This is a genomic window from Diaphorobacter sp. HDW4B (genome assembly GCF_011305535.1).
Taxonomy (GTDB): Bacteria; Pseudomonadota; Gammaproteobacteria; order Burkholderiales; family Burkholderiaceae_C; genus Diaphorobacter_A.
In genome coordinates this window covers 4,692,978-4,712,390 of sequence record NZ_CP049905.1, presented here as the reverse complement: position 1 = coordinate 4,712,390, position 19,413 = coordinate 4,692,978, and the positions used below count along the sequence as shown (strand labels likewise).

General features: G+C 61.2%; 22 protein-coding genes. 9 read left to right on the top strand and 13 right to left on the bottom strand.

The genetic code is table 11. The features are described 5' to 3' along the window. Positions 1–252 precede the first annotated feature (252 nt). The 5 genes from G7048_RS21540 to G7048_RS21520 all read right to left on the bottom strand — a co-directional run bounded on the left by G7048_RS21540 (position 253) and on the right by G7048_RS21520 (position 4,701). Complete coding sequence (locus tag G7048_RS21540; RefSeq protein WP_166070098.1) at positions 253–726, bottom strand: hypothetical protein; 474 nt, start codon at positions 724–726, stop codon at positions 253–255. 43 nt (positions 727–769) lie between these two features. After that, on the bottom strand, positions 770–1,474 hold the full coding sequence (locus G7048_RS21535) for a YebC/PmpR family DNA-binding transcriptional regulator (protein ID WP_166070097.1): 705 nt from the start codon (positions 1,472–1,474) through the stop codon (positions 770–772). Between the two features lie 88 nt (positions 1,475–1,562). Then, positions 1,563–2,723 carry a CoA transferase gene (locus tag G7048_RS21530; protein ID WP_166070096.1) on the bottom strand — a complete coding sequence of 387 codons (1,161 nt, stop codon included), beginning with the start codon at positions 2,721–2,723 and terminating at the stop codon, positions 1,563–1,565. Between the two features lie 21 nt (positions 2,724–2,744). After that, a complete protein-coding gene (locus G7048_RS21525; RefSeq protein ID WP_166070095.1) occupies positions 2,745–3,764 on the bottom strand; it encodes a tripartite tricarboxylate transporter substrate binding protein in 1,020 nt (339 codons plus the stop codon). A 64-nt stretch (positions 3,765–3,828) separates the two neighbouring features. Next, a complete protein-coding gene (locus tag G7048_RS21520) occupies positions 3,829–4,701 on the bottom strand; it encodes a CoA ester lyase (RefSeq protein WP_166070094.1) in 873 nt (290 codons plus the stop codon). A 103-nt stretch (positions 4,702–4,804) separates the two neighbouring features. Here G7048_RS21520 and G7048_RS21515 point away from each other — a divergent pair, with 103 nt between their 5' ends. Beyond that, positions 4,805–5,776, top strand: a complete 972-nt coding sequence (locus G7048_RS21515; protein WP_166070093.1) for a LysR family transcriptional regulator — start codon at positions 4,805–4,807, stop codon at positions 5,774–5,776. After that, a complete protein-coding gene (locus tag G7048_RS21510) occupies positions 5,727–6,452 on the top strand; it encodes a hypothetical protein (RefSeq protein ID WP_166070092.1) in 726 nt (241 codons plus the stop codon). Before G7048_RS21515 ends, G7048_RS21510 begins: the two co-directional genes overlap by 50 nt. A gap of 14 nt (positions 6,453–6,466) precedes the next feature. Here the strand turns inward: G7048_RS21510 and G7048_RS21505 are convergent, their stop codons facing one another. From G7048_RS21505 to G7048_RS21470, 8 genes are all read right to left on the bottom strand, one after another. Further along, on the bottom strand, positions 6,467–7,390 hold the full coding sequence (locus tag G7048_RS21505) for an LD-carboxypeptidase (protein ID WP_240933357.1): 924 nt from the start codon (positions 7,388–7,390) through the stop codon (positions 6,467–6,469). Positions 7,391–7,629: 239 nt separating this feature from the next. Then, positions 7,630–9,069 (bottom strand): tRNA adenosine(34) deaminase TadA, encoded by a 1,440-nt coding sequence (tadA, locus tag G7048_RS21500; protein WP_166070090.1) that lies wholly within the window; start codon positions 9,067–9,069, stop codon positions 7,630–7,632. Beyond that, positions 9,066–9,308, bottom strand: coding sequence for a hypothetical protein (locus G7048_RS21495; RefSeq protein ID WP_166070089.1), 243 nt, complete (start codon positions 9,306–9,308; stop codon positions 9,066–9,068). The genes tadA and G7048_RS21495 overlap by 4 nt, the downstream gene beginning before the upstream one ends. Before the next feature lie 97 nt (positions 9,309–9,405). Then, positions 9,406–10,317 carry an ADP-ribosylglycohydrolase family protein gene (locus G7048_RS21490; RefSeq protein WP_166070088.1) on the bottom strand — a complete coding sequence of 304 codons (912 nt, stop codon included), beginning with the start codon at positions 10,315–10,317 and terminating at the stop codon, positions 9,406–9,408. Next, the gene (locus G7048_RS21485; protein WP_166070087.1) at positions 10,301–10,891 is read right to left on the bottom strand and encodes an NADAR family protein; all 591 of its coding nucleotides are present in this window, start codon (positions 10,889–10,891) and stop codon (positions 10,301–10,303) included. Before G7048_RS21485 ends, G7048_RS21490 begins: the two co-directional genes overlap by 17 nt. Next, positions 10,888–11,250, bottom strand: a complete 363-nt coding sequence (locus G7048_RS21480) for a hypothetical protein (RefSeq protein ID WP_166070086.1) — start codon at positions 11,248–11,250, stop codon at positions 10,888–10,890. Before G7048_RS21480 ends, G7048_RS21485 begins: the two co-directional genes overlap by 4 nt. 35 nt (positions 11,251–11,285) lie before the next feature. Then, the gene (locus G7048_RS21475) at positions 11,286–11,900 is read right to left on the bottom strand and encodes an HAD family hydrolase (RefSeq protein WP_166070085.1); all 615 of its coding nucleotides are present in this window, start codon (positions 11,898–11,900) and stop codon (positions 11,286–11,288) included. Next, positions 11,897–12,457 carry an RNA 2'-phosphotransferase gene (locus G7048_RS21470; RefSeq protein ID WP_166070084.1) on the bottom strand — a complete coding sequence of 187 codons (561 nt, stop codon included), beginning with the start codon at positions 12,455–12,457 and terminating at the stop codon, positions 11,897–11,899. The genes G7048_RS21475 and G7048_RS21470 overlap by 4 nt, the downstream gene beginning before the upstream one ends. 114 nt (positions 12,458–12,571) lie before the next feature. Between G7048_RS21470 and G7048_RS21465 the strand changes: the two genes are divergently transcribed. The 7 genes from G7048_RS21465 to G7048_RS21435 all read left to right on the top strand — a co-directional run bounded on the left by G7048_RS21465 (position 12,572) and on the right by G7048_RS21435 (position 19,289). Next, positions 12,572–13,321: an NUDIX domain-containing protein gene (locus tag G7048_RS21465; protein WP_166070083.1), complete on the top strand. Its 750-nt coding sequence runs from the start codon at positions 12,572–12,574 to the stop codon at positions 13,319–13,321. Positions 13,322–13,415: 94 nt separating this feature from the next. After that, a complete protein-coding gene (locus G7048_RS21460) occupies positions 13,416–14,036 on the top strand; it encodes a hypothetical protein (RefSeq protein ID WP_166070082.1) in 621 nt (206 codons plus the stop codon). A 69-nt stretch (positions 14,037–14,105) separates the two neighbouring features. Continuing rightward, complete coding sequence (locus G7048_RS21455; protein WP_166070081.1) at positions 14,106–16,109, top strand: U32 family peptidase; 2,004 nt, start codon at positions 14,106–14,108, stop codon at positions 16,107–16,109. 16 nt (positions 16,110–16,125) lie between these two features. After that, entirely contained in the window at positions 16,126–16,785 is a 660-nt protein-coding gene (locus tag G7048_RS21450; RefSeq protein ID WP_240933062.1) for a 3'-5' exonuclease domain-containing protein 2, read from the top strand. A gap of 68 nt (positions 16,786–16,853) precedes the next feature. Beyond that, the gene (locus G7048_RS21445) at positions 16,854–17,411 is read left to right on the top strand and encodes a nucleotidyltransferase domain-containing protein (protein ID WP_166070079.1); all 558 of its coding nucleotides are present in this window, start codon (positions 16,854–16,856) and stop codon (positions 17,409–17,411) included. Beyond that, the gene (locus G7048_RS21440) at positions 17,411–17,848 is read left to right on the top strand and encodes a hypothetical protein (protein ID WP_166070078.1); all 438 of its coding nucleotides are present in this window, start codon (positions 17,411–17,413) and stop codon (positions 17,846–17,848) included. Before G7048_RS21445 ends, G7048_RS21440 begins: the two co-directional genes overlap by 1 nt. A 157-nt stretch (positions 17,849–18,005) precedes the next feature. Further along, positions 18,006–19,289, top strand: a complete 1,284-nt coding sequence (locus G7048_RS21435) for an O-acetylhomoserine aminocarboxypropyltransferase/cysteine synthase family protein (protein ID WP_166070077.1) — start codon at positions 18,006–18,008, stop codon at positions 19,287–19,289. Positions 19,290–19,413 lie beyond the last annotated feature (124 nt).

Sequence of the window (19,413 nt, the reverse complement as noted above, 5' to 3'; positions counted from 1 at the left end):
TATGCCACCTCATCGCTGTGACATCAATTGTTAACCGAAATCATGTCACCGAGAGGAAATTTACAAACACCATGTTGTCCAAAGACATCTGCCTCAATGATGGAGCAGGCATTGATCGATAATTTCAGGCTGTAACCCACACAGGCGTCCTGCCGCGTTCCGTCCGGCCACCACCATGCTCTTGATCCATTGGGTGCTGTCCCACTCGCTGCTCTTTCATCTGGCGACCTGGCAGCTCAATCTTTGAAACGATCACTGATCGCCAGAGTCCAGCTTGGCCGCGCGCCCAGCGGGAATGCCGCGCGAAACCCGTGCGTTGTAGACCGTGAGCCGAGACAGCCCCAGCAGCTCGGCCACCTTGGCATCCGACTGTTTGCCAAGCAGCGCCACGGCTTCGGTAGTCCATTCAAAGCGGGTTGGGCGGGCTGATGAACCCGCCGCGCCAGTGGCGGCTGCCGGAGCGATTTCCAACTCCTGCCGTTTGGCGATCACGCTGGCCTTGCTGATGCCCCAGCGTCGGGCCAGTTCGGCATCGACCTCCTTGCCCAAGCTGGCCAGCATGTCGTCCGTCCACAGCACATGTCCGAACGCGGCAATCCCCACAGCATTGCGTTTGAGGTTCACCGTCTTGGCTGTCGTCCCCCAGCGCTCCGCAAGCACGGAATCCTTGTCCGTGCCCAGCAGCGCCAGCATGTCATCCGTCCACGCAATGCTGGGGCGGCCCATGGTTCAGGCTTGAGTCTTGATTAATCGGTGAAGGAGAAAACGCTCAGTCGACCAGACCGGCGTACACGTGCTGCGTGTCGTCGTCGTTTTCGAGACCGGCGAGAAAGGCTTGCACTTCTTCCATGGCCTCGGCGCTCAGCGAAGCCGCGCTGATCGGGTTCTTGGCCTTGTAGCCCAGCTTGGCGGAAAGCACGTTCACGCCCTGCGCCGGCAGCGCCTTGCTGACCACGTCCAGATCTGATGCATCGGTGATGAACAGGGTCACGCCCTCTTCGTCGCCCGCTTCGAAATCCTGCGCACCCGCCTCGATGGCGGCCATTTCCATGTCGGTATCGGCCTTGGCAGGCTCGCCTTCGATCATGCCCACATGGTCAAAATCCCACGCCACGGCGCTCATCTGGCCCTTGCGGAACAGCACGCGCATGTTGGGGGCCGTGCGGTTGGGGTTGTCGGTCAGGCACTCGACCATCACCGGCACGCGGTGAGGAGCGTAGCCTTCATAGACCACGCGCTCGTAGTTCACCGCATCCGCGCCAGCGCCGGAGCCCTTCTTGATCGCACGCTCAAGCGTGTCCTTGGGCATGGAGGCCTTGCGAGCCGCTTCCACAGCCATGCGCAATGCGGCATTGCTGTTGGGATCGCCACCAGCGCGAGCCGCGATGGTGATTTCCTTGACGAGTTTGCCGAACAGCTTTCCCTTGGCATCAGCGACCAGCGCCTTGCCCTTTGCTTTCCATTGCGCGCCCATGGCTGCGATCCCTTGGTATTAGAAGAAACCGCGTATTTTCGCGCAGATTGAAGTCCGAGAGGCTCGCATTGGCTCTCGGACTCCATTTTTACTGCTCGCTCGTGGCTTTCAGCACATCCGTGTGCTGCCCCAGAACCGGCGCCGCAAAAGGCTCCGGCCCCGGGGTGCGGTCGAACTCCACGGCCCGCGTGAAGCCGCGGTAGCTGCCCAGTGTCGGATGCTCGAAGGTGGCGATCATGTCCTCGGCCTGCACCTGCGGGTTGTCGAACATGTCCTCCACCGCCCGGGCGGCCGCGCATGGCACCTCTTCGCCGAAGATGGCCTCCCATTCCAGTGCCGTGTGTGCGGCCAGCGCTTCGCGTAGACGCGGAATCAGCTCGTCCTTGTGCTGCGCACGCTTGCGCACCGAGTCGTAGCGCTCGTTGGCAGCGATCTCCTTCAGACCCGTCTTCTCGCACAGCGCCGCCCAGAAATGCTGGGTGTTGGCCGACAGGTAGATGTAGCCTTCCTTCGTCGGATGAATGCCGGTGATGCCGCCGGAACGCATATCGCGCCCGCCCACATCGCGCGGCTCGCCCTCGGCCCAGATCAGGCGCGCAGACTGCATGGTCAACGCCGCGCGCAAGAGCGACACGCCCACATGCTGGCCCAAGCCACTTTTTTCACGCTCAAAAAGCGCTGAAGAAACGCCGCCCGCCACCAGTGCCGAAGCGTAGTAATCGACCACCGAGCCATACAGAATCTCCGGCGGCCCGCCCGCCTTGCCCTGCATGGCACACATGCCGGTCATGGTCTGCAAAACTTGGTCGTAACCTGCCTTGGCCTTGAGCGGACCTTTGCTGCCATAACCCGTCACGCTGCAATAAACCAGACGCGGATTGATGACGGAAAGCTGCTCGAAGCCTATTCCCAAACGCTCCGGCACGCCGGGGCGGAAGTTGTGAACCAACACATCGGCATCGCGCACCAGTCGCATCAGCACGGCGTGATCGGTCTCTTGCTTCAAATCGAGCACCATGCCCCACTTGCTGCGGTTCACGCCAACAAAGGCGCGGCTTTCCGCCTCCAGAGTGGATGGATATTTACGCAGGTTATCGCCCACCGGCGGCTCGATCTTGATGACCTCCGCACCCTGGTCTGCCAGCAAAGAGCAGCCATAAGGCCCCGCGATATAGGCGCTCAGATCGAGCACGCGCACGCCGCTGAGTGGGCCTTTCGGCCCCTTGCGTTCAGTTGGAGCAAAGCTCATTTTCAAACTCTCCAGAAAGGCTCAATCCGCAACGATGTTGCGTTCTTTTGCGAGCTTCTTCCAGCGCTCCACATCCGTCTTGATCACGTCACCAAACTGCGCTGGCGTGATCGGCGTGACGATGGCCCCTTCGCGCAGGAACTGCTCCTTGATCTCCGGCTTGGCCAGCGCCTGATTCACCGCCTTGTTGAGCGCATTCACGATATTCGCTGGCGTGCCTGCGGGTGCCAACATGCCCCACCACAGATCGAACTCATAGCCCGGCACGGCGGTCGCCATGGGCGTGAGGTCCGGCGCAATCGGGCTCGGCTTCAGGCTGGTGATGCCCACCGCCTTGAGCTTGCCGTTGCGGATCATCGGCAGAATCGACGGACCGCTGGACACCAGCATCTGCACCTGATTGCCGATCACATCGGTCACCGCCGGGCCCTGGCCCTTGTACGGCACATGGGCAATGTCGAAGCCCGGAATCATCGAGCGCAGGTACTCGGTCGCCATGTGGTTCACGCTGCCAGTGCCGGAGGTGGCGTAATTGAACTTGCCCGGATTGGCCTTGATCGCCTTGACCAGCTCGGTCGGGTTGCTCGCCGGAAAATCATTGTTCACCGCCACCACCATCGGGCCCTTGGCGAACATGGCGATCGGAGCCAGGTTCTTCACCGGATCGAACGGCATCTTGGGCTGCACGCCCGCATTGGTCGTCATGCTCGACGACACCGCCACCAGCGTGTAGCCATCGGGCGCAGCCTTGGTCACGAACGCCGTGCCCGTGTTGCCACTCGCGCCGGGACGGTTGTCCACGATGATCGGCTGCTTGAGGATGTCGCCGATCTCCTTGGCGATCTGGCGCGCGAACACGTCGTTGGAGCCGCCCGGTGGGTACGGCACGATCATCGTGATCGGCTTGCTCGGATAGGCCGCATCCGCAGCCATGGCGGGCGCTGCGCCAATCGTGGCTGCCGCGGTGAAAGCCAGCACAGCCACAGCGATGCCGCGACGCGCGAAGGAAATCTGGTGGGTGGCTTGGGTTGTAGTGGTCATCACAGTCTCCTGCTTATCTCGTAGTTGATTCGTTGTCTTCAAAAACACAAAAATTGGGCTTACATCACGAAGATGCAATAAGGCCCAGCGCCTTGGCGCTTTTCACGATGGCTTCGGCGCGCAGCACAAACGGCTTGTCGATCATCTTGCCGTCCACCACATAGGCACCCAGCGCGTTCTGGTCGGCATCGCGTGCGGCTTCGACGACCTTCAGCGCATCGTCGATTTCCTTTTGCGAAGGTTGGAAAACCTCGTTCGCAATCGCGATCTGGCTCGGGTGAATGCAGGTCTTGCCAACAAAACCCATGCGACGCGACAGTTCGCACTCGGCACGGAATCCGTCCACATCCTTGATGTTGGCGAACGCTCCGTCGTAGGCCCACACATCGGCCTCGGCCGCCGCCATGCGCACCGCAAACAGCGCCTGCGAAATCGCGGACAACTCGCGGCGATGAATGCCATAAGGCTCGAACAGATCGCCCAGCCCCAACTGCAAGCCCTTCACGCTCGGATGGGCCTGCGCCAGCGCCGCGCCGATGCGCAACGACTTCGGCGTCTCCATATTCAGCAGCAGCCCCGGCGCCTGCGCCACGCCATTCGCACGCGCCGCATCAGCAATCGCGTTGGCGGCGATCACCACATGCTCGGCGCTCTCGGGCTTGGGCAGATTGATCAGATGCACGCCTTCGCGCACCACTTCGGCCACATCCTGCGTGAAATGCGGCGTGTCCATGGCATTCACACGCACGATGATCGTTTTCGCATGAACGCGCGATGCGTCGCTCACCAGAAAGTCACGCAACAGGCCACGCGCCTCGTCCTTGCGCGGCTCCGCCACGGCATCTTCCAGATCGAAGGACAGGCTGTCGGCAGCACTGGCCAACGCCTTCTCGAACAACTCGGGCCGCGAGCCCGGAACAAACAATTTGCTTCTCATGCCCTCATTGTGGATTTCATTCGATCCTTGAAAAACACAGCTACCATTCGTTCAGACGATAAAAAAACTATCTTTTGAGCGTTAACCCTGAGAAATTGGCACCATGGAAACCAGCTACCTCCAAAGCTTCATGCTCGTCGTGGAAACCGGCTCCATGGCCGAGGCTGCGCGCCGCCTTCACATCACCGCCGCAGCCGTGGCGCAGCAAATGCGCATTCTGGAAAAGGAATTCAAAACCCCGCTGCTCACCCGCGCAGGGCGCACGGTCGTGCCCACGCCCGCTGGTCACCGTCTCAAGCAAAGCGCCCCCACACTGCTGCGCGAACTGGCCAACGCGCACACGCTGGTCAACAACGACGGAACCACGGGCGAACTCGTCATCGGCACCATCAACACGGCCCTGCACAGCCTGCTGCCCGACATCCTGGCCGACTTCGTGAAGCAATGCCCCGACGTGAAGGTCTACCTGCAATCGGCCACCACCAACCAGCTGTATGAAGCCGTGCAACAAGGCGACATCGACGCCGCCGTGTGCCTCTACCCCGCCTTCCCCCTCGCCAAGACCTTCGACTGGACCTTGCTGCGCGAAGAACCGCTGATCCTGCTCGCCCCCAAACACCTTGCCCATCTCGACCCGCACGAGCTGCTGCGCACCCGACCGCTGATCCGCTACGACCGCAACCTTGGCGGCGGCCAGATGGTCGATCGTTATCTGCGCGCAGCCCTCATCGCGCCGCAGGAACGGTTTGAATTGAGCTCGTTGGTAGCCATCGCCATGATGGTGGACCGAGGCCTCGGCGTGGCTCTCGTGCCGGACACCGCACTCAACCTGCCCGATGGTCAGAGCGTGGTGCGACTGCCGTTGCCAGAATCCACGCAGTCACGCAGATTCGGCGTGATGTGGTTGCGTTCTTCGGCACGGCTCGCCTTGATCCACAAGGTGGTTGCTGGGGCGCAGCGTGTGCTAAAAGATATAGAGAGATTGAGAGCCACGCATCCTGCAACCTCTGCAAAAAAGAATCACAATGACCGCTATCCACTCCTCGGCAAGCCCTACACGACGTCTAACGACTAGAGCATTTCTTACCGTCGCAACGATCACTATCGGAGCTGCGGCTGTACTTCTCCACCTATTGGGCTTCGCAGTGCATAGTGTCTACCTTGGTTCATGGGGCGTAAATGCAGAACAGTTCCCCAAGGCCACCGACTGGCTCATCATCAACGGCTACTATGCATTCTGGCGTGGTACTGCGATGTTGTTCGTGTTGACATTCAAGAATGCCTTATGGGTCGCGTTATGCGTCGCACTTTTCTTGCTATACCTGTGGGTCATAAATCGCTCGCTAGATCCGTCCACACAACCTAGGCAAAGAACCTCTTCGTGGCCTCAGTGGCTCAAGCGCTTACTACAAGTAGTTATTTTCAGCGGGGGTCTTGCCATCTCACTTATTCCACTTGCACTCGCCATCTATATTTTCACTGGCGTCCCGGCAAGACTAGGGCAAACAATTGGCGAAGAGATTTTTCGATCTGACTATCGAGATTTTTACAAAGGCTGTGAAAAATCTCGAGCCAACTGCATAAAAATCTTCAAGGGTGAGAAGGAAGTCGGTCAAGGATACTTTTTGGCCTCCTCAGATAGCCATTTGGCTTACTTCGATGCAGCCACATACACCAGCCATGTCCTGCCCTTAGGAGAACTAGAACTGCGGACAGTACGTCCGCCAGAATTTGATACAGCATCGAAGTAAATGCTCAATTTACTTCAGTGCGCATGCCCCCAATAAACCAGCGCATCGCGCCCCTCAACCGACAGCGACACCTGCGCGCCGACCGGCAGCAGCACCTTGGTCGCCACGTGGCCGAAAGGCAGGTTGGTCAGCACGGGGGCCTTGATCTGCGAACGCAGCCAGTCGATGGCGGTTTGCATCTTGTAGCCCTTGTCGTGCGGGGCCAGGCGGTAGCCGGTGAACTGGCCCATGATGATGGCCTTCTGGTTCTTGAGCACGCCGGCCTGCAGCAGTTGCGCGAACATGCGTTCGACGCGGTAAGGGTGCTCCGCCACGTCCTCAAGGAACAGGATGCCGCCCTTGATCTGCGGGAAGTACGGCGTGCCTAGCAGCGAGCACAGCATGGCCATGTTGCCACCCCAGAGCGTGGCGTTCTTGAAGTAGACGTCCTTGACGGCGGGCTTGCCGTTGTCGAGCGGCTTTTCATGGTTCATGCGCCAGCCGCTGCCTTCGCCGTGGCCGGTGAACAGGTCCTGCAGGCAGTCGAGCATGATGTCGTCGGGCTCGCCTTCCACGCCCAAGTCGGCGATCAGCGAGGGGCCGGACCAGCTCATTGCGCCGGTCTGCGCGAGCAGTGCGTTCTGGAAAGCGGTGAAGTCGCTTTGGCCGATGAAACGCGTGCCCTTTTCCACGGCCTTGGCAACGGCCTTGTACTTGATGCCCGGAAGAATGCGCGACAGGCCGTAGCCGCCACGCGAGATCAGCGCCACGTCGGCACCGCTGGCGGCGGCGCGGTGGATGGCGGCGAGGCGGGTTTCGTCGTCGCCCGCAAAGCGCGTGCTGCGTGCGAGTGCGTCCTGGTCGATCTCGACCTCATGCCCCATGGCCTTCAGGCGCGCCACGCCACGGCGGAATGCGGCCTTGTCGAGCACGGCGCTCGATGGCGAGTAGATGTAGATGTGCTGCGGGCCGTGGTTGTGGCCACAGGATGCATGACCATCGTGAGCATCACCATGGTCGTGATGATGTTCGTGCTCGTCGTGGGCATGCTCGCTGTGGTCATGCTCGTGATCGTGATCTGGTTTTTGTTTGGTAGCCAAGATGAAAGCCGGACGCGTTGGTCGCCCGTTCCAGGATAGGGGTTGATCGGCGGATGGCCCGGCCTCGCGTCCGCATGGGACGAAGCGCCGAGCCCGCCTCAGAAACTCTTAGAAGTGTTCTTCAATGGGCTGAAGTATTCCACAGCCCGCAAGGCCACGTCGGCTCCATGCCGTGAAATGAAATGCCCAAGGTCGGGAATCACCACGACGTCACCCGCGCCGCGAATGTGCTGCCGCAACCTCTTGGCGGCGTTCTGATCGACCAGAACATCCTTGCCGCCAGAGATCAGGAGCGATTTTCCAGTCCATTGCTCACGCCAGAAATGCAGCACTTTGCTGGTCCATTCGTCATCTTGCGGAGCCAGCGCGATGTCCGCAAACGCTCGCAGCGCAGCGCGATAACCGGCATCCGGAAACGGCGCGTCCCACGCAGGCCACTCCGCTTCGGCGACGGTCGAATCCGCCCATGCCATCTGCTCGCCGATGGACAGACGCGGCTTGCGCGCCAGCTGCTCGGCCCATTTCTGGAGCACTTTGGGCGTTTGCGCTTGCGAATTCGGCAACCATGCATTGATGGCCAACAGCCCCTCGAAACGCTGCGGCGCGGCCAGTGGAACGCCCCAAGCGACCATGCCATTGAGCCCCTGCGTGACCAACACCACCGCACGCGCGTCGAGTCGCTCGACCAATTCCTGCACGACCTGCGCATGCCAACGCTCGCTGTGCGCAGCCTCTTTCTTGGGCTGGTCGCTTTTGCCAAAACCGGGCAAATCCACCGCGATCACGCGGTCACCTGCCGCCAGCAATGCGGGAATCAGGTGACGAAATTCGTAGCTCCAATTTGGCAACCCATGCAGCAGCAGCCAGGTCTGCGCGGCGTTCGTCGGGCCTTCGTCGATGAAATGCAAACGCAAGCCATCCAGCGCGGGCAAATCGCTGAGGTATTGCGGCTCCCACGGAAAATCTGGCAACAGCGCAAAGGCCTTGTCCGGCGTGCGCAGCGCATCGTCACGCAACGGATGCGCGAGTCGCTTTTCCTCTTTCTGCTCGCTGCGCCGCTGGCGAAAAAATTCGCTCAACGCCAAACCGCATTCATCCGCCAAAACACCGCCCTGAATCTGCGTCTGATGGTTGAGCAGCGGCTCGGCAAACAGATCGACGACCGACCCCGCGGCGCCCGTCTTGGCATCCGCCGCGCCGAACACCACACGCGGCAAACGCGCATGCAGCATGGCTCCGGCGCACATGGGGCATGGCTCCAGCGTCACATACAAGGTGCAACCGTCGAGCCGATAATTGCCCAAAGTCTGCGCCGCCGAACGCAGCGCCGCAATCTCGGCATGCGCCGTCGGATCATGCTGCGCAATCGGCGCATTGCGACCCTCGGCGATCACGCGACCATCCTTGACCAGCACCGCGCCCACGGGCACCTCGCCCGTCTGCGCCGCCTGCTGTGCGAGCGCCAAGGCCAAGCGCATGCCCTGCTCATCGCTCTCGCAGGGATTGCCGATCAACGATGCCGTGTCGCCGCTGCTCATTGCGCTTCGCTGTCCAGACGCTGCTGGCCTTGCTGCAAGGCCGAATCCAGTTGCTGCTTGAACTGCTCCTGAATCAGCTGGCTTTGCTCGCGCGCGTTCTGCGGCGCACTCGCGCCAGACGCCGGGGCCGACAACGCAGGCTGCGCAGTCAGCTTGGTCGCGCTCATCTGCTTTTTGACAAGCACTCCCACGATGGCCAACGCCACCAGCAAGCCCACAAGACCAAACCCGAAACGCATGATGAGCAAGCCTCCCCGACTTGACTTTGAAAACAGCGCTCACTGTAGCGCATGCTTCGGGGCGGCCACACCAAAAGGCGCTGCGACTTCAGCCGCCTCAGCGTCCGCGCGCGTTGGCCTCCCACAGTTGCGACGCCAGGCCGCGAATATCGTCCGCCATGCAAAGCCGCGCCAGCCATTCGGCGGGAATTCCCTGCTCACCCCACATCGCGCCAGCGATCTGGCCGGTGATGGCTGCAGTGGTGTCCGCATCGTCGCCCAGATTGGCGGCTTCGAGCACGGCATCGCAAAAATTGTCGTGCCGCGCAAAGCACCACAACGCCGCCTCCAGACTCTCGACCACATAACCCGATCCACGAATCTGCTCGCGGCTCTTGTGCAGATAACCGCCTTGCGCAATCTGCCTGATCTTGCTGCTGTGCAGTGGCTGATCCGCCAGATCAAGCACCTCCGACTTGCTCGCACCCGACAAGGCACGGCTCAAAGCCACGACAAACAACTGGCAAGCCTCGATGCATTCCTCGGCACCATGGGTGGTGCGCGAACTGAGCGCGGCCATTTCGCGCAAGTGCTCGTCATCGCCCGCATAACGCATGGCGATGGGCGCCAGTCGCATCAGCGAACCATTGCCCGCGCTGCGTGGATCGGGGGTTCCAGCCAAGGCTTCATTCGTCCTCTTGAAGCGCTCAAGTGCCTCGCGCGTGGCAACGCCGATATCGAAACACGTTCCCGTCGAACTCCAATATCCCCATGTGTACCAGTTCACATAACGCGTCATCTGGTCATGCGGATCGCAGCCATCCTTGGCGATCAGGCTCTCCGCCAGACACAGCGCCATCGACGTGTCATCCGTCCACTGCCCCGCCTTGAGCGAAAACGGCCCGCCGCCCACTATGTCGGTCAGCGGCGCGAAGCTGCCTCGGGGTTGAAACTCCACGGTCGTACCAACAGCATCGCCGCAAGCCAGACCGAGCAATGCCCCATGAAAGCGATCAATCTCGCGAGTCATCCACATCCCCCAAGCGCAGTTGCTCCCGCGCAGCCATCAGCGCAAAGCCGAGCAGATTGCGTCCACGCCACTGCGAAGGCTGCATAGCTGCCGGGTTGGCTGCACCCATGCCGATGCCCCAGATCCGATCACGCGGGCTGGCTTCCACCAGCACGCGCGTTCCCGTCCTCAACAGAAACTCCCCCATGGCCGCGTTCTGCCCGAACTTCGCCACGTTGCCATTCACCACGATGCCAAAGCATTCGGAATTCCAACGTTCGGCATCGAAATTGCGTACCGCACGGCCCAACGCCTTCGCTTCTGCCGGAGTTGTGCAATCCAGAATTTGCGCGCGAATTTCGTCATCGCCAAACAGGCGCGCCTTCTCGGCCATCATGAAGTGCTCGGCTGTTCGGTAACGATCTCCGTCCACCGTGAATTCGGCAGGAAACCACTGGCTCAGACTGCCTTTTCCGACAGATCCGTCGGCCTCCGCCTTATGCCCCCAAAAGTACAGATACTTGGGATTCAGACCACCGTCAATGGCTGCCAGCAGATCGGCAAGCGAGCGAACATTTTCAATGCTTGCACTCATGGCAGCACCTCTTCAGGAAAACGCCTGATCACCTCGATCTGCCCCACAATGTTCCGGTTGAGCTCCTCCAGATCTTCCGCTGGAACCCCCCATTCCGTGTGATGCGCAGCGCCCACCTGCTGGATGGCGAAGCGATCCATGAAGGTCTTCTGCACCTCAAAGCGCGTCACAAAGCCGCTGCCGCTTGCGGGCACGTTCCAGTCGCGCGCGATTTCGACGGCGTATTGCTCGTTGGTCACGGGATAAAAAATCGGCTGATCCGGCAAACGCTGCGGCCATTGCCGAAAGCCCCATGCCTCGACCAGTGCCAGTTCATGCGGACCGGTCGGGCGATAGAGGGTGATGGTTTCGTTCATCATTTCTGAACTCCTTTTCTTGTTGTCTTGTTGGCTTGTTATTGGTCCAACCACCAATCCGCAAACGCAGCCAGATCCGCATGGGTGGATTTCACATTCGCCAGCTCCGGCCCTACATTTGGTGAGCCACGTTGCTGACGCAGCACCAAAGCGGTGTGCATGTCCTGAGGCACGCCTTTGAAGTACGGCAGGTAGTCATCCACAAAGGCCAGCGGACGCAGTTGTTCGAGCGCCGCGGCCTTGGGACTACGGCCATCTGTGGCGCTGCTGGTGGCGAACACGCTGTCAATGGGGAAGCCTTGCGCGCGCAGATTCGCCAGACGCGCATCGGCAAACTGCGGTTGTAGCGCCGATACGCAGACCAGGTCGTAGCCCGCATCGACCAGACGCTGGCATGCGTCCACCGCTCCGTCGATGGCTGGGATGCTCGACCAATACTGTTCATCGAAACTGGCCCGCAGACGCTCCAGTCGCTCGCCTTCCAGCCGCTCCAGACCCCAGCGATCGATGGCCCAATAAGCTTCCGGATCGCGCAGCTTGGGCACTTCGCCGAAGGCGCGTTCCCAGGCCTTGGCGTATGCGCGGTTGTAGTCGAGCAGCACGCCGTCGGCGTCCAGTGCGATCAGCCGGTTCTTCAAGTTTGTCGTCGTCATGCTTGTACTTTCAGATAGCGCGGTGGCACGGCATCGGTCAGCCACACGCCGTTGTCGGAGCGGTAGAAGACATACCCGTCCGCATGCATGCGCCGGGCGTCCACGACCAGCATGGCCAGTTGTCCGTAGCGCCGCCCGACCGTGGCCGCAACGTCCAGGCTATCCGACAGATGCACATGGTGGCGGTTTTGGCGCGTGAGCCCCTGCTCCAGAATCGACGCCAGAAACCGCGTGGCTGTGCCGTGGTGAAGCACATCGGGTGGCTGCTGCGCGGACAAGCCCAGTTCCACCTGAATCGAGTGGCCTTGATTGGCGCGGATGCGCAGGCCGTCCTCGCTGAAGGAGTAGCGCTGCTTGCTGTCTGCCGCCACCACGCGCTGCAACTGCGCAAGGCTCATGGGATGGCTGGATTTCTGCAGGCAAGCCAGCAGTTCGTCCGTGCGCGCCCAGCCTGCCTCGTCGAGCGTGAGGCCAATGCGCTGCGGGTTGTGGCGCAGTACCAGACTCAGAAACTTGCTGTGTGACACCAGACTGTTTTTGTTGTTTAGTTCATTCATTTTTATTCTTCTTTCATCGTTGTTGTTCTTGTGGAGATCATGCAAGTTGCTCAGAACAACTTGCATAAGTTGTACAATACAACCCAATATTCAGCCCGTCAAGAATTTTTTTCCATGGCCGTTGCAGCCGCTCACACCAAAATCGCCCGACCCACTGCCGCCGTGCCTGATTTTCCGCGTCCGTTCACGACCGTGGATGTGGTGATCTTCACCGTGGTGAATGACAGTCTCAAGGTGCTGCTGGTGCAACGCCCCGCGCACAGCAAGGAGCCCTTTCCCGGTCTGTGGGCGCTGCCGGGCGGCTTTGTGAATGTGGAGCAGGACGACGATCTGCAGGCCTGCGCGCGTCGCAAGCTCAAGGAAAAAACCAGCGTGGACAGCCCCTATCTGGAGCAGCTCGGCAGTTGGGGCGGCAAGGCGCGCGATCCGCGCGGCTGGTCGGCCACGCATGTGTACTTTGCGCTGATTGCGGCGCGGGACATCACGCTCGCCAAAGGTGCCAATGCGGCGGATGTGGCGTGGTTCGAGGTGGACGAACTTCTCACCGATCCCCGACTGGCGTTCGACCACAGCGCCATCCTGCAAGCCGCCGTCGAGCGCCTGCGCGGCAAAGTCGAATACACCTCGTTGCCCGCGTTTTTGCTGGCCGAGCCCTTCACCCTCCCGCAATTGCAGCAGGTCTACGAGACCGTGCTGGGTCGCCCGGTGGACAAGAGCGGCTTTCGCACGCGCATGCTGGCGGCGCAGTTTTTGGTGGAGGCCGGGCATGTGGAAGGCACGTCGAACCGGCCCGCCATGGGGTATCGGCTTGCCGATCGCGACGAGGTGGTGGTGTTTCCGCGCACCTTCAGCCCGCGCTCGTAATGAAAAATCACGCCCGTCGGGTTAATCCGTCTGGGCAATAGCATCTGCCGCCGTTCAACATGCGGCCTGTCTTCATCCTCATGACGAATCACCCATGACGACCCTGATGATCGGCCTGCCGGAAACCGGCGAACAGGCCACCGACCAGACCATGTTCGGCGGCATGCCCAGCGCGCCTGCAGGACGACTCGATTGGCCGACTTGCACCTGTTGTGGCGGCAACATGGAGTTTCAAGGACAGTTGCGCAATGAGGCCGACTCGACCTTGCTGCTGGTGTTCATGTGCCAGAACGACCCCGGTGCGTGCGAGGAATGGGATGCCAATGAAGGCGGCAACAAGGTGCTGGTCGTGCCGGCAAGCGATCTGCAATTAGTCGACCCGCCCGAAGACGGAGAAACCGTCCGCGCCACGCGCTATGGGGCCACGCTGGTGGAGTCTGCCGAATCCAGCTACGACAAGGCACGCCAGCACTGGGCTGACGAAAGCGGGCAATCGCCCCGCCATGTGCTGGGCCAGATGGGCGGCGAGCCCTCGTGGGTTCAAGGTGACGAAACGCCGGACTGCGACGCCTGCGGCAAACCCATGCAATTGCTGGCGCAGTTGGAGGAAGGACCGGATCACCGCACGGCCATGAACTTCGGCAGTGGCTGCGGCTATGTGTTCCGCTGTGGTTGCTCCCAACCCGCTCTGGGCAAGCTGCTCTGGCAGTGCTGACGCGGGTTTCGAGGCGAGCAATCACCCTCCAATGCCGAAACCGGCCGCTCCTGAGATAATCGCCGCCTTATGTCTCTCCTGCCCCACCAACTAGAGTTGCTCTCCCCGGCCCGCGATGCCGATATCGGGATCGAAGCCATCAACCACGGCGCGGACGCTGTCTACATCGGCGGTCCGGCCTTCGGCGCGCGCGCGACTGCGGGCAACGACATCCGCGATCTGGAACGTCTCATCAAACATGCGCGCCGCTTCGGCAGCCGCATCTTCATCACGCTGAACACGATTCTGCGCGACGACGAGCTCGAAGGTGCACGCAAGATGGCGTGGCAGATCTACGAGGCAGGAGCCGACGCGCTGATCATTCAGGACATGGGTCTGCTGGAGCTGGACATGCCGCCGATCCAGTTGCACGCCTCCACACAGACCGACATCCGCACGCCCGAGAAGGCGCGTTTTCTGCAGGATGCCGGTCTCTCGCAGATCGTGATTGCGCGCGAGCTCGATCTCCAGCAGATCAAGGCGATCCGCGAAGCGACCGACCCGAGCCGCACCACCATCGAATTCTTTGTGCACGGCGCGCTGTGCGTGGCCTATTCGGGCCAGTGCTTCATCAGCCATGCGCACACGGGTCGCAGCGCCAATCGCGGCGACTGCAATCAGGCCTGCCGCCTGCCGTATGAAGTCACCGACGACAAGGGCCGCATCATCGCGCACGAAAAGCATGTGCTGTCGATGAAGGACAACAACCAGAGCGACAACCTGCGTGCGCTGATCGACGCCGGTGTGCGCAGCTTCAAGATCGAAGGTCGCTACAAGGACATGGGCTACGTGAAGAACATCACGGCCCACTACCGCAAGCTGCTCGACGAAGTGATCGAGGAGCGCGAGTTCTCCGATTCGCCGCTGGCACGTTCGTCATCTGGCCGCACCACCTTCACCTTCGAGCCCGATCCAGACCAGAACTTCAACCGTGAGTTCACCGACTATTTCGTGAACGGTCGTCAGGACGACATCGGCGCGTTCGACACACCCAAGACACCGGGCCGCGCGATCGGCTGGGTCACGCAGGTGGGCGACAAGTGGTTCGAGTTGGAATGCTCCGACAAGGCCACCGAACTGCACAACGGCGATGGCCTGTGCTACTACTACCTGCAAAAGGAACTGGTGGGCGTGCACATCAACCGCGCCGAATGCGTGAGTGCCAAGAAAGGTATTTGGCGCGTGTTCCCCAAGAACGAAATCGCCGAGTTCAAGGACCTGCGCAAGGGCCTGGAAATCAACCGCAACCGCGACATGGACTGGGTGCGCTCGCTGGAGAAGAAGTCGAGCGAACGCCGCATCGGCCTGTGGGCCGAACTCAAGGAAACGGCCGACGGCTTTGCGCTCACGCTGACCGATGAAGACGGCTTCACCGCATCGAGCAGCATCGAGCAGGAACACCAGCCCGCCACCGACGCCGCGAAATCGGAAGCATCGCTGCGCGAACAACTGGGCCGCTTCGGCGCGACGATTTTCTCGGTGCACGACATCGCGCTGAACCTCTCGCAGCCATGGTTTGTGCCCGCCTCCGCGCTCAACCAACTGCGCCGCGAAGCGGTTGCCTCGCTGGAAGCCACACGCGAAAAGGGCTTGATTCGCCTGCCCCGCGCCGTGCCGGTCGAGCCACCAGCGCCGTTCCCCGAAGACACCCTCACCTATCTGGCCAATGTGTTCAACCAGAAGTCGCATGACTTCTACGTGAAGCATGGCGTGAAGGTGATCGACGCGGCGTACGAAAGCAAGGAAGAAGAAGGCGAAGTCAGCCTGATGATCACCAAGCATTGCGTGCGCTTCTCGATGAGCCTGTGCCCCAAGCAGGCCAAGGGCGTGATCGGCGTGAAGGGCACCATCAAGGCCGAGCCGCTGCAACTCATCAACGGCAAGGAAAAGCTCACGCTGCGCTTTGACTGCAAGCCCTGCGAAATGCATGTGGTCGGCAAGATGAAGCGCTCTGTGATGAACCAGCATGCCAAGGAGATGCAGGAGCATCCCATGCAGTTCTACCGCACGCGCCCTGCCCGCACCGGCGTCTGATCGACAGCAGCCAATCGTGCGCCGCAAAGCCCCAACCAAGGAAGAATCCGCGCTGCTGCCGCCCTTTGCGGCGCTGCCGGATTCCGCCATCCACACTCCCTCCACCGACGAAGCATTCGCACGCGCTCGCGAAGCCTTGCTGAACGCGCAGGTGCTGGGCTTCGACACCGAGAGCAAGCCACTTTTCCAAGTTGGCGCGAAAGACACCGGCCCGCATCTGGTGCAGTTCGCCACCACGACCGAAGCCTGGCTGCTGCAGATGCGCCACCCGCAGGCCTTTGCGATCACCCGCGAAGTGCTGGGCAACGCGCGCATCACCAAGGCTGGCTTTGGCCTCGACAACGACCGGCACCAACTGCAAGGCCGCTTGCAGGTCGAGATGCAGAACGTCATCGACCTCGACCGCATCTTCAAGCGCCACGGCTTCGGCGCATCGACCGGCGTGCGCGCCGCCATCGCCATGGTGCTCGTCCAGAGCCTGCGCAAATCCAAGAAGGTGACCACGTCCAACTGGTCGAACGAACGCCTGACGGAAAGCCAGATCCGCTACGCAGCGAACGACGCGCATGCGCCCGCGATGGTGTTTGCGCATCTGGCGGCTTGGGAGGCAACGCAGCCGCCGGTGCAGGAGCAGCGCAGGCGGGAACCACGAGAGCCCTCCGCCACCACGCCCTGATCAAATCCCTCTTTCGTGGATTGATCTCCCTATAATAGGGAGATCAATCCATATTTCAGGGATTTTCGATGAGTATCGCGGACTTCCTCTTCACACCGGGACTGCAGCGCGTGCTTGCAGCCACCCTTCTGAATCCAGAGCGCAGTTTCACACTGCAGGAGTTGCTGAAGCTCGCCAACAGCGGCAACGGCAGCGCTCAAAAGCAAGTGGATCGACTGGTTGCAGCAGGCGTGCTCAAGGAAGATGCACGCCGGGGCCGACAGCGAAGCATTCGCGCCAACCCTGAATTCGCCCTCTACCCCGAGCTTTGCAGCATCGCCCGCAAGTCGTTTGCCGTGGTCGAGCCGCTGAAAGAAGCATTGGCCCCCTTTGCGCAGGAAATATCTTCAGCTTTTGTGTTCGGCTCGGTAGCGAAGCGCTCCGATCACAGCCAAAGTAACATCGATCTGATCGTGATCGGCTCCGCGCCTCTGCTTGCACTCACTGAAGCTCTGCACAGCACAGCACAATACCTGTCACGCCCCGTCAATTTTTCGCTGTATGCCGACGAAGAGTGGGATGAGTTGCAGAGGTCGGACCCCATCATTGCCCAGATCGTTCAAGGTCCCACTCTGAAGGTCATCTGATGCAACGCCCCATCGAATACGAGAACCTCATCAAGACTCAGGCTCTCGAAGCCGTCGCCGCCACACCGGGAGCAATCGCCGGGTTCCTCGCCAATGCGGAGGACTACAAGTCCGGAGCTCACATGCTGGATGCATCCATGAAGATGCAAGTCTTCACCTTGGCGTATGAAGGCTATTTCCAACTGGTGCAGGCCGTGCTGGAGTTCTACGGAGTACGCGCCAAAGATGCCGGTCGCAACCTGGTGATTCAACGTGTGTCCTCGTCGCCGGGACTCGACGCCAACGAGTTCAGCTTCATCACCACCGCCCACAAACGACGCAATGGCATGTCCTACTCAACGCCTTTTCCACCCGTGACTCGCGCCGAAGCAGCGACCATGCGGGACATCCTGAGCAAATACCTGCCAGCAGCAAGAGCGCTGACGCAGACGCACTGACGGGCAACTGCGCCGACGAGGTCAAAGCCCCTCTCATTCCACATATCGGAAAGTGCTTGGGTCAGATAAGCTCATAGCTAATTCTTCGTTCGCAGTCGGACTTCCAGCGGCAACAATCGGTCGATTCATTGAACCGACCTTTTGCGGAGACTCCCCCATGCGCATCGAAACCCTGGCCGTTCACGCCGGCTATTCCCCCGATCCCACCACCAAGGCCGTGGCCGTGCCGATCTATCAGACGGTGGCCTATGCGTTCGACAGCGCGCAGCACGGTGCTGATCTGTTCGACCTGAAGGTCGCGGGCAACATCTACACGCGCATCATGAACCCGACCACCGACGTGCTGGAAAAGCGCGTGGCGGCGCTCGAAGGCGGCATTGCGGCGCTGGCGGTGGCGTCCGGCATGGCGGCGATCAGCTATGCGATCCAGACGATTGCCGAGGCGGGTGACAACATCATCTCGGCCAGCACGCTCTACGGCGGCACCTACAACCTGTTCGCGCACACCTTCCCGCAGCAAGGCATCGAAGTGCGCTTTGCCGATCCGCGCGATCCTGCGAGCTTCGGCAAGCTGATCGACGCGAAAACCAAGGCGGTTTTCATCGAATCCATCGGCAACCCGCTCGGCAACGTGACCGACATCCGCGCGCTGGCCGATGTGGCGCACGCGCATGGCGTGCCGCTGATCGTGGACAACACGGTGCCCAGCCCCTACCTGCTGCGCCCCATCGAGCATGGTGCGGACATCGTCGTGCACTCGCTCACCAAATATCTGGGCGGCCACGGCACCAGTGTGGGTGGCGCAATCGTGGACAGCGGCAAGTTCCCATGGGCCGAACACAAGGAGCGTTTCAAGCGTCTGAACGAGCCCGACGTGAGCTACCACGGCGTGGTCTACACCGAAGCCCTCGGCCCTGCGGCCTACATCGGCCGTGCGCGCGTGGTTCCGCTGCGCAACATGGGCGCGGCGATTTCTCCGCAGAACGCTTTCCAGATCCTGCAAGGCATCGAGACCCTCGCGCTGCGCATGGACCGCATCTGCGAGAACACGCAGAAGATTGCCGAGACGCTGCAAAAGCACGCCAAGATCGAATGGGTGCGCTACGCAGGTCTGAAGGATCACCCCGATCACGCCATCGTGCAGAAGCAATCGGGCGGCCGCGCCTCGGGCATTCTGTCGTTCAGCCTCAAGTCGAACGGCGAAGACGCCCGCGCCGCCGGTGCGCGTTTCCTTGACGCGCTGCAACTGTTCACGCGTCTGGTGAACATCGGCGATGCCAAGTCGCTGGCCACGCACCCCGCCTCGACCACGCACCGCCAACTGGACGCTGCCGAACTGGCCAAGGCCGGCGTGACCGAAGGCATGGTGCGCCTGTCGGTGGGCATCGAGCACATCGACGACCTGCTGGCCGATCTGGACCAGGCGCTCGCAGCGGTCTGATGCGCTGACGCACAGACACTTGCCCCCTCACCGCCGCGTGCGACAGGCGATCCGCGCGCGGTGATCGCGAAGCGTTCGACCGCTCGGACGATTCGCCGCCCGCGTCTGCCGGAAGCTTTCGGCA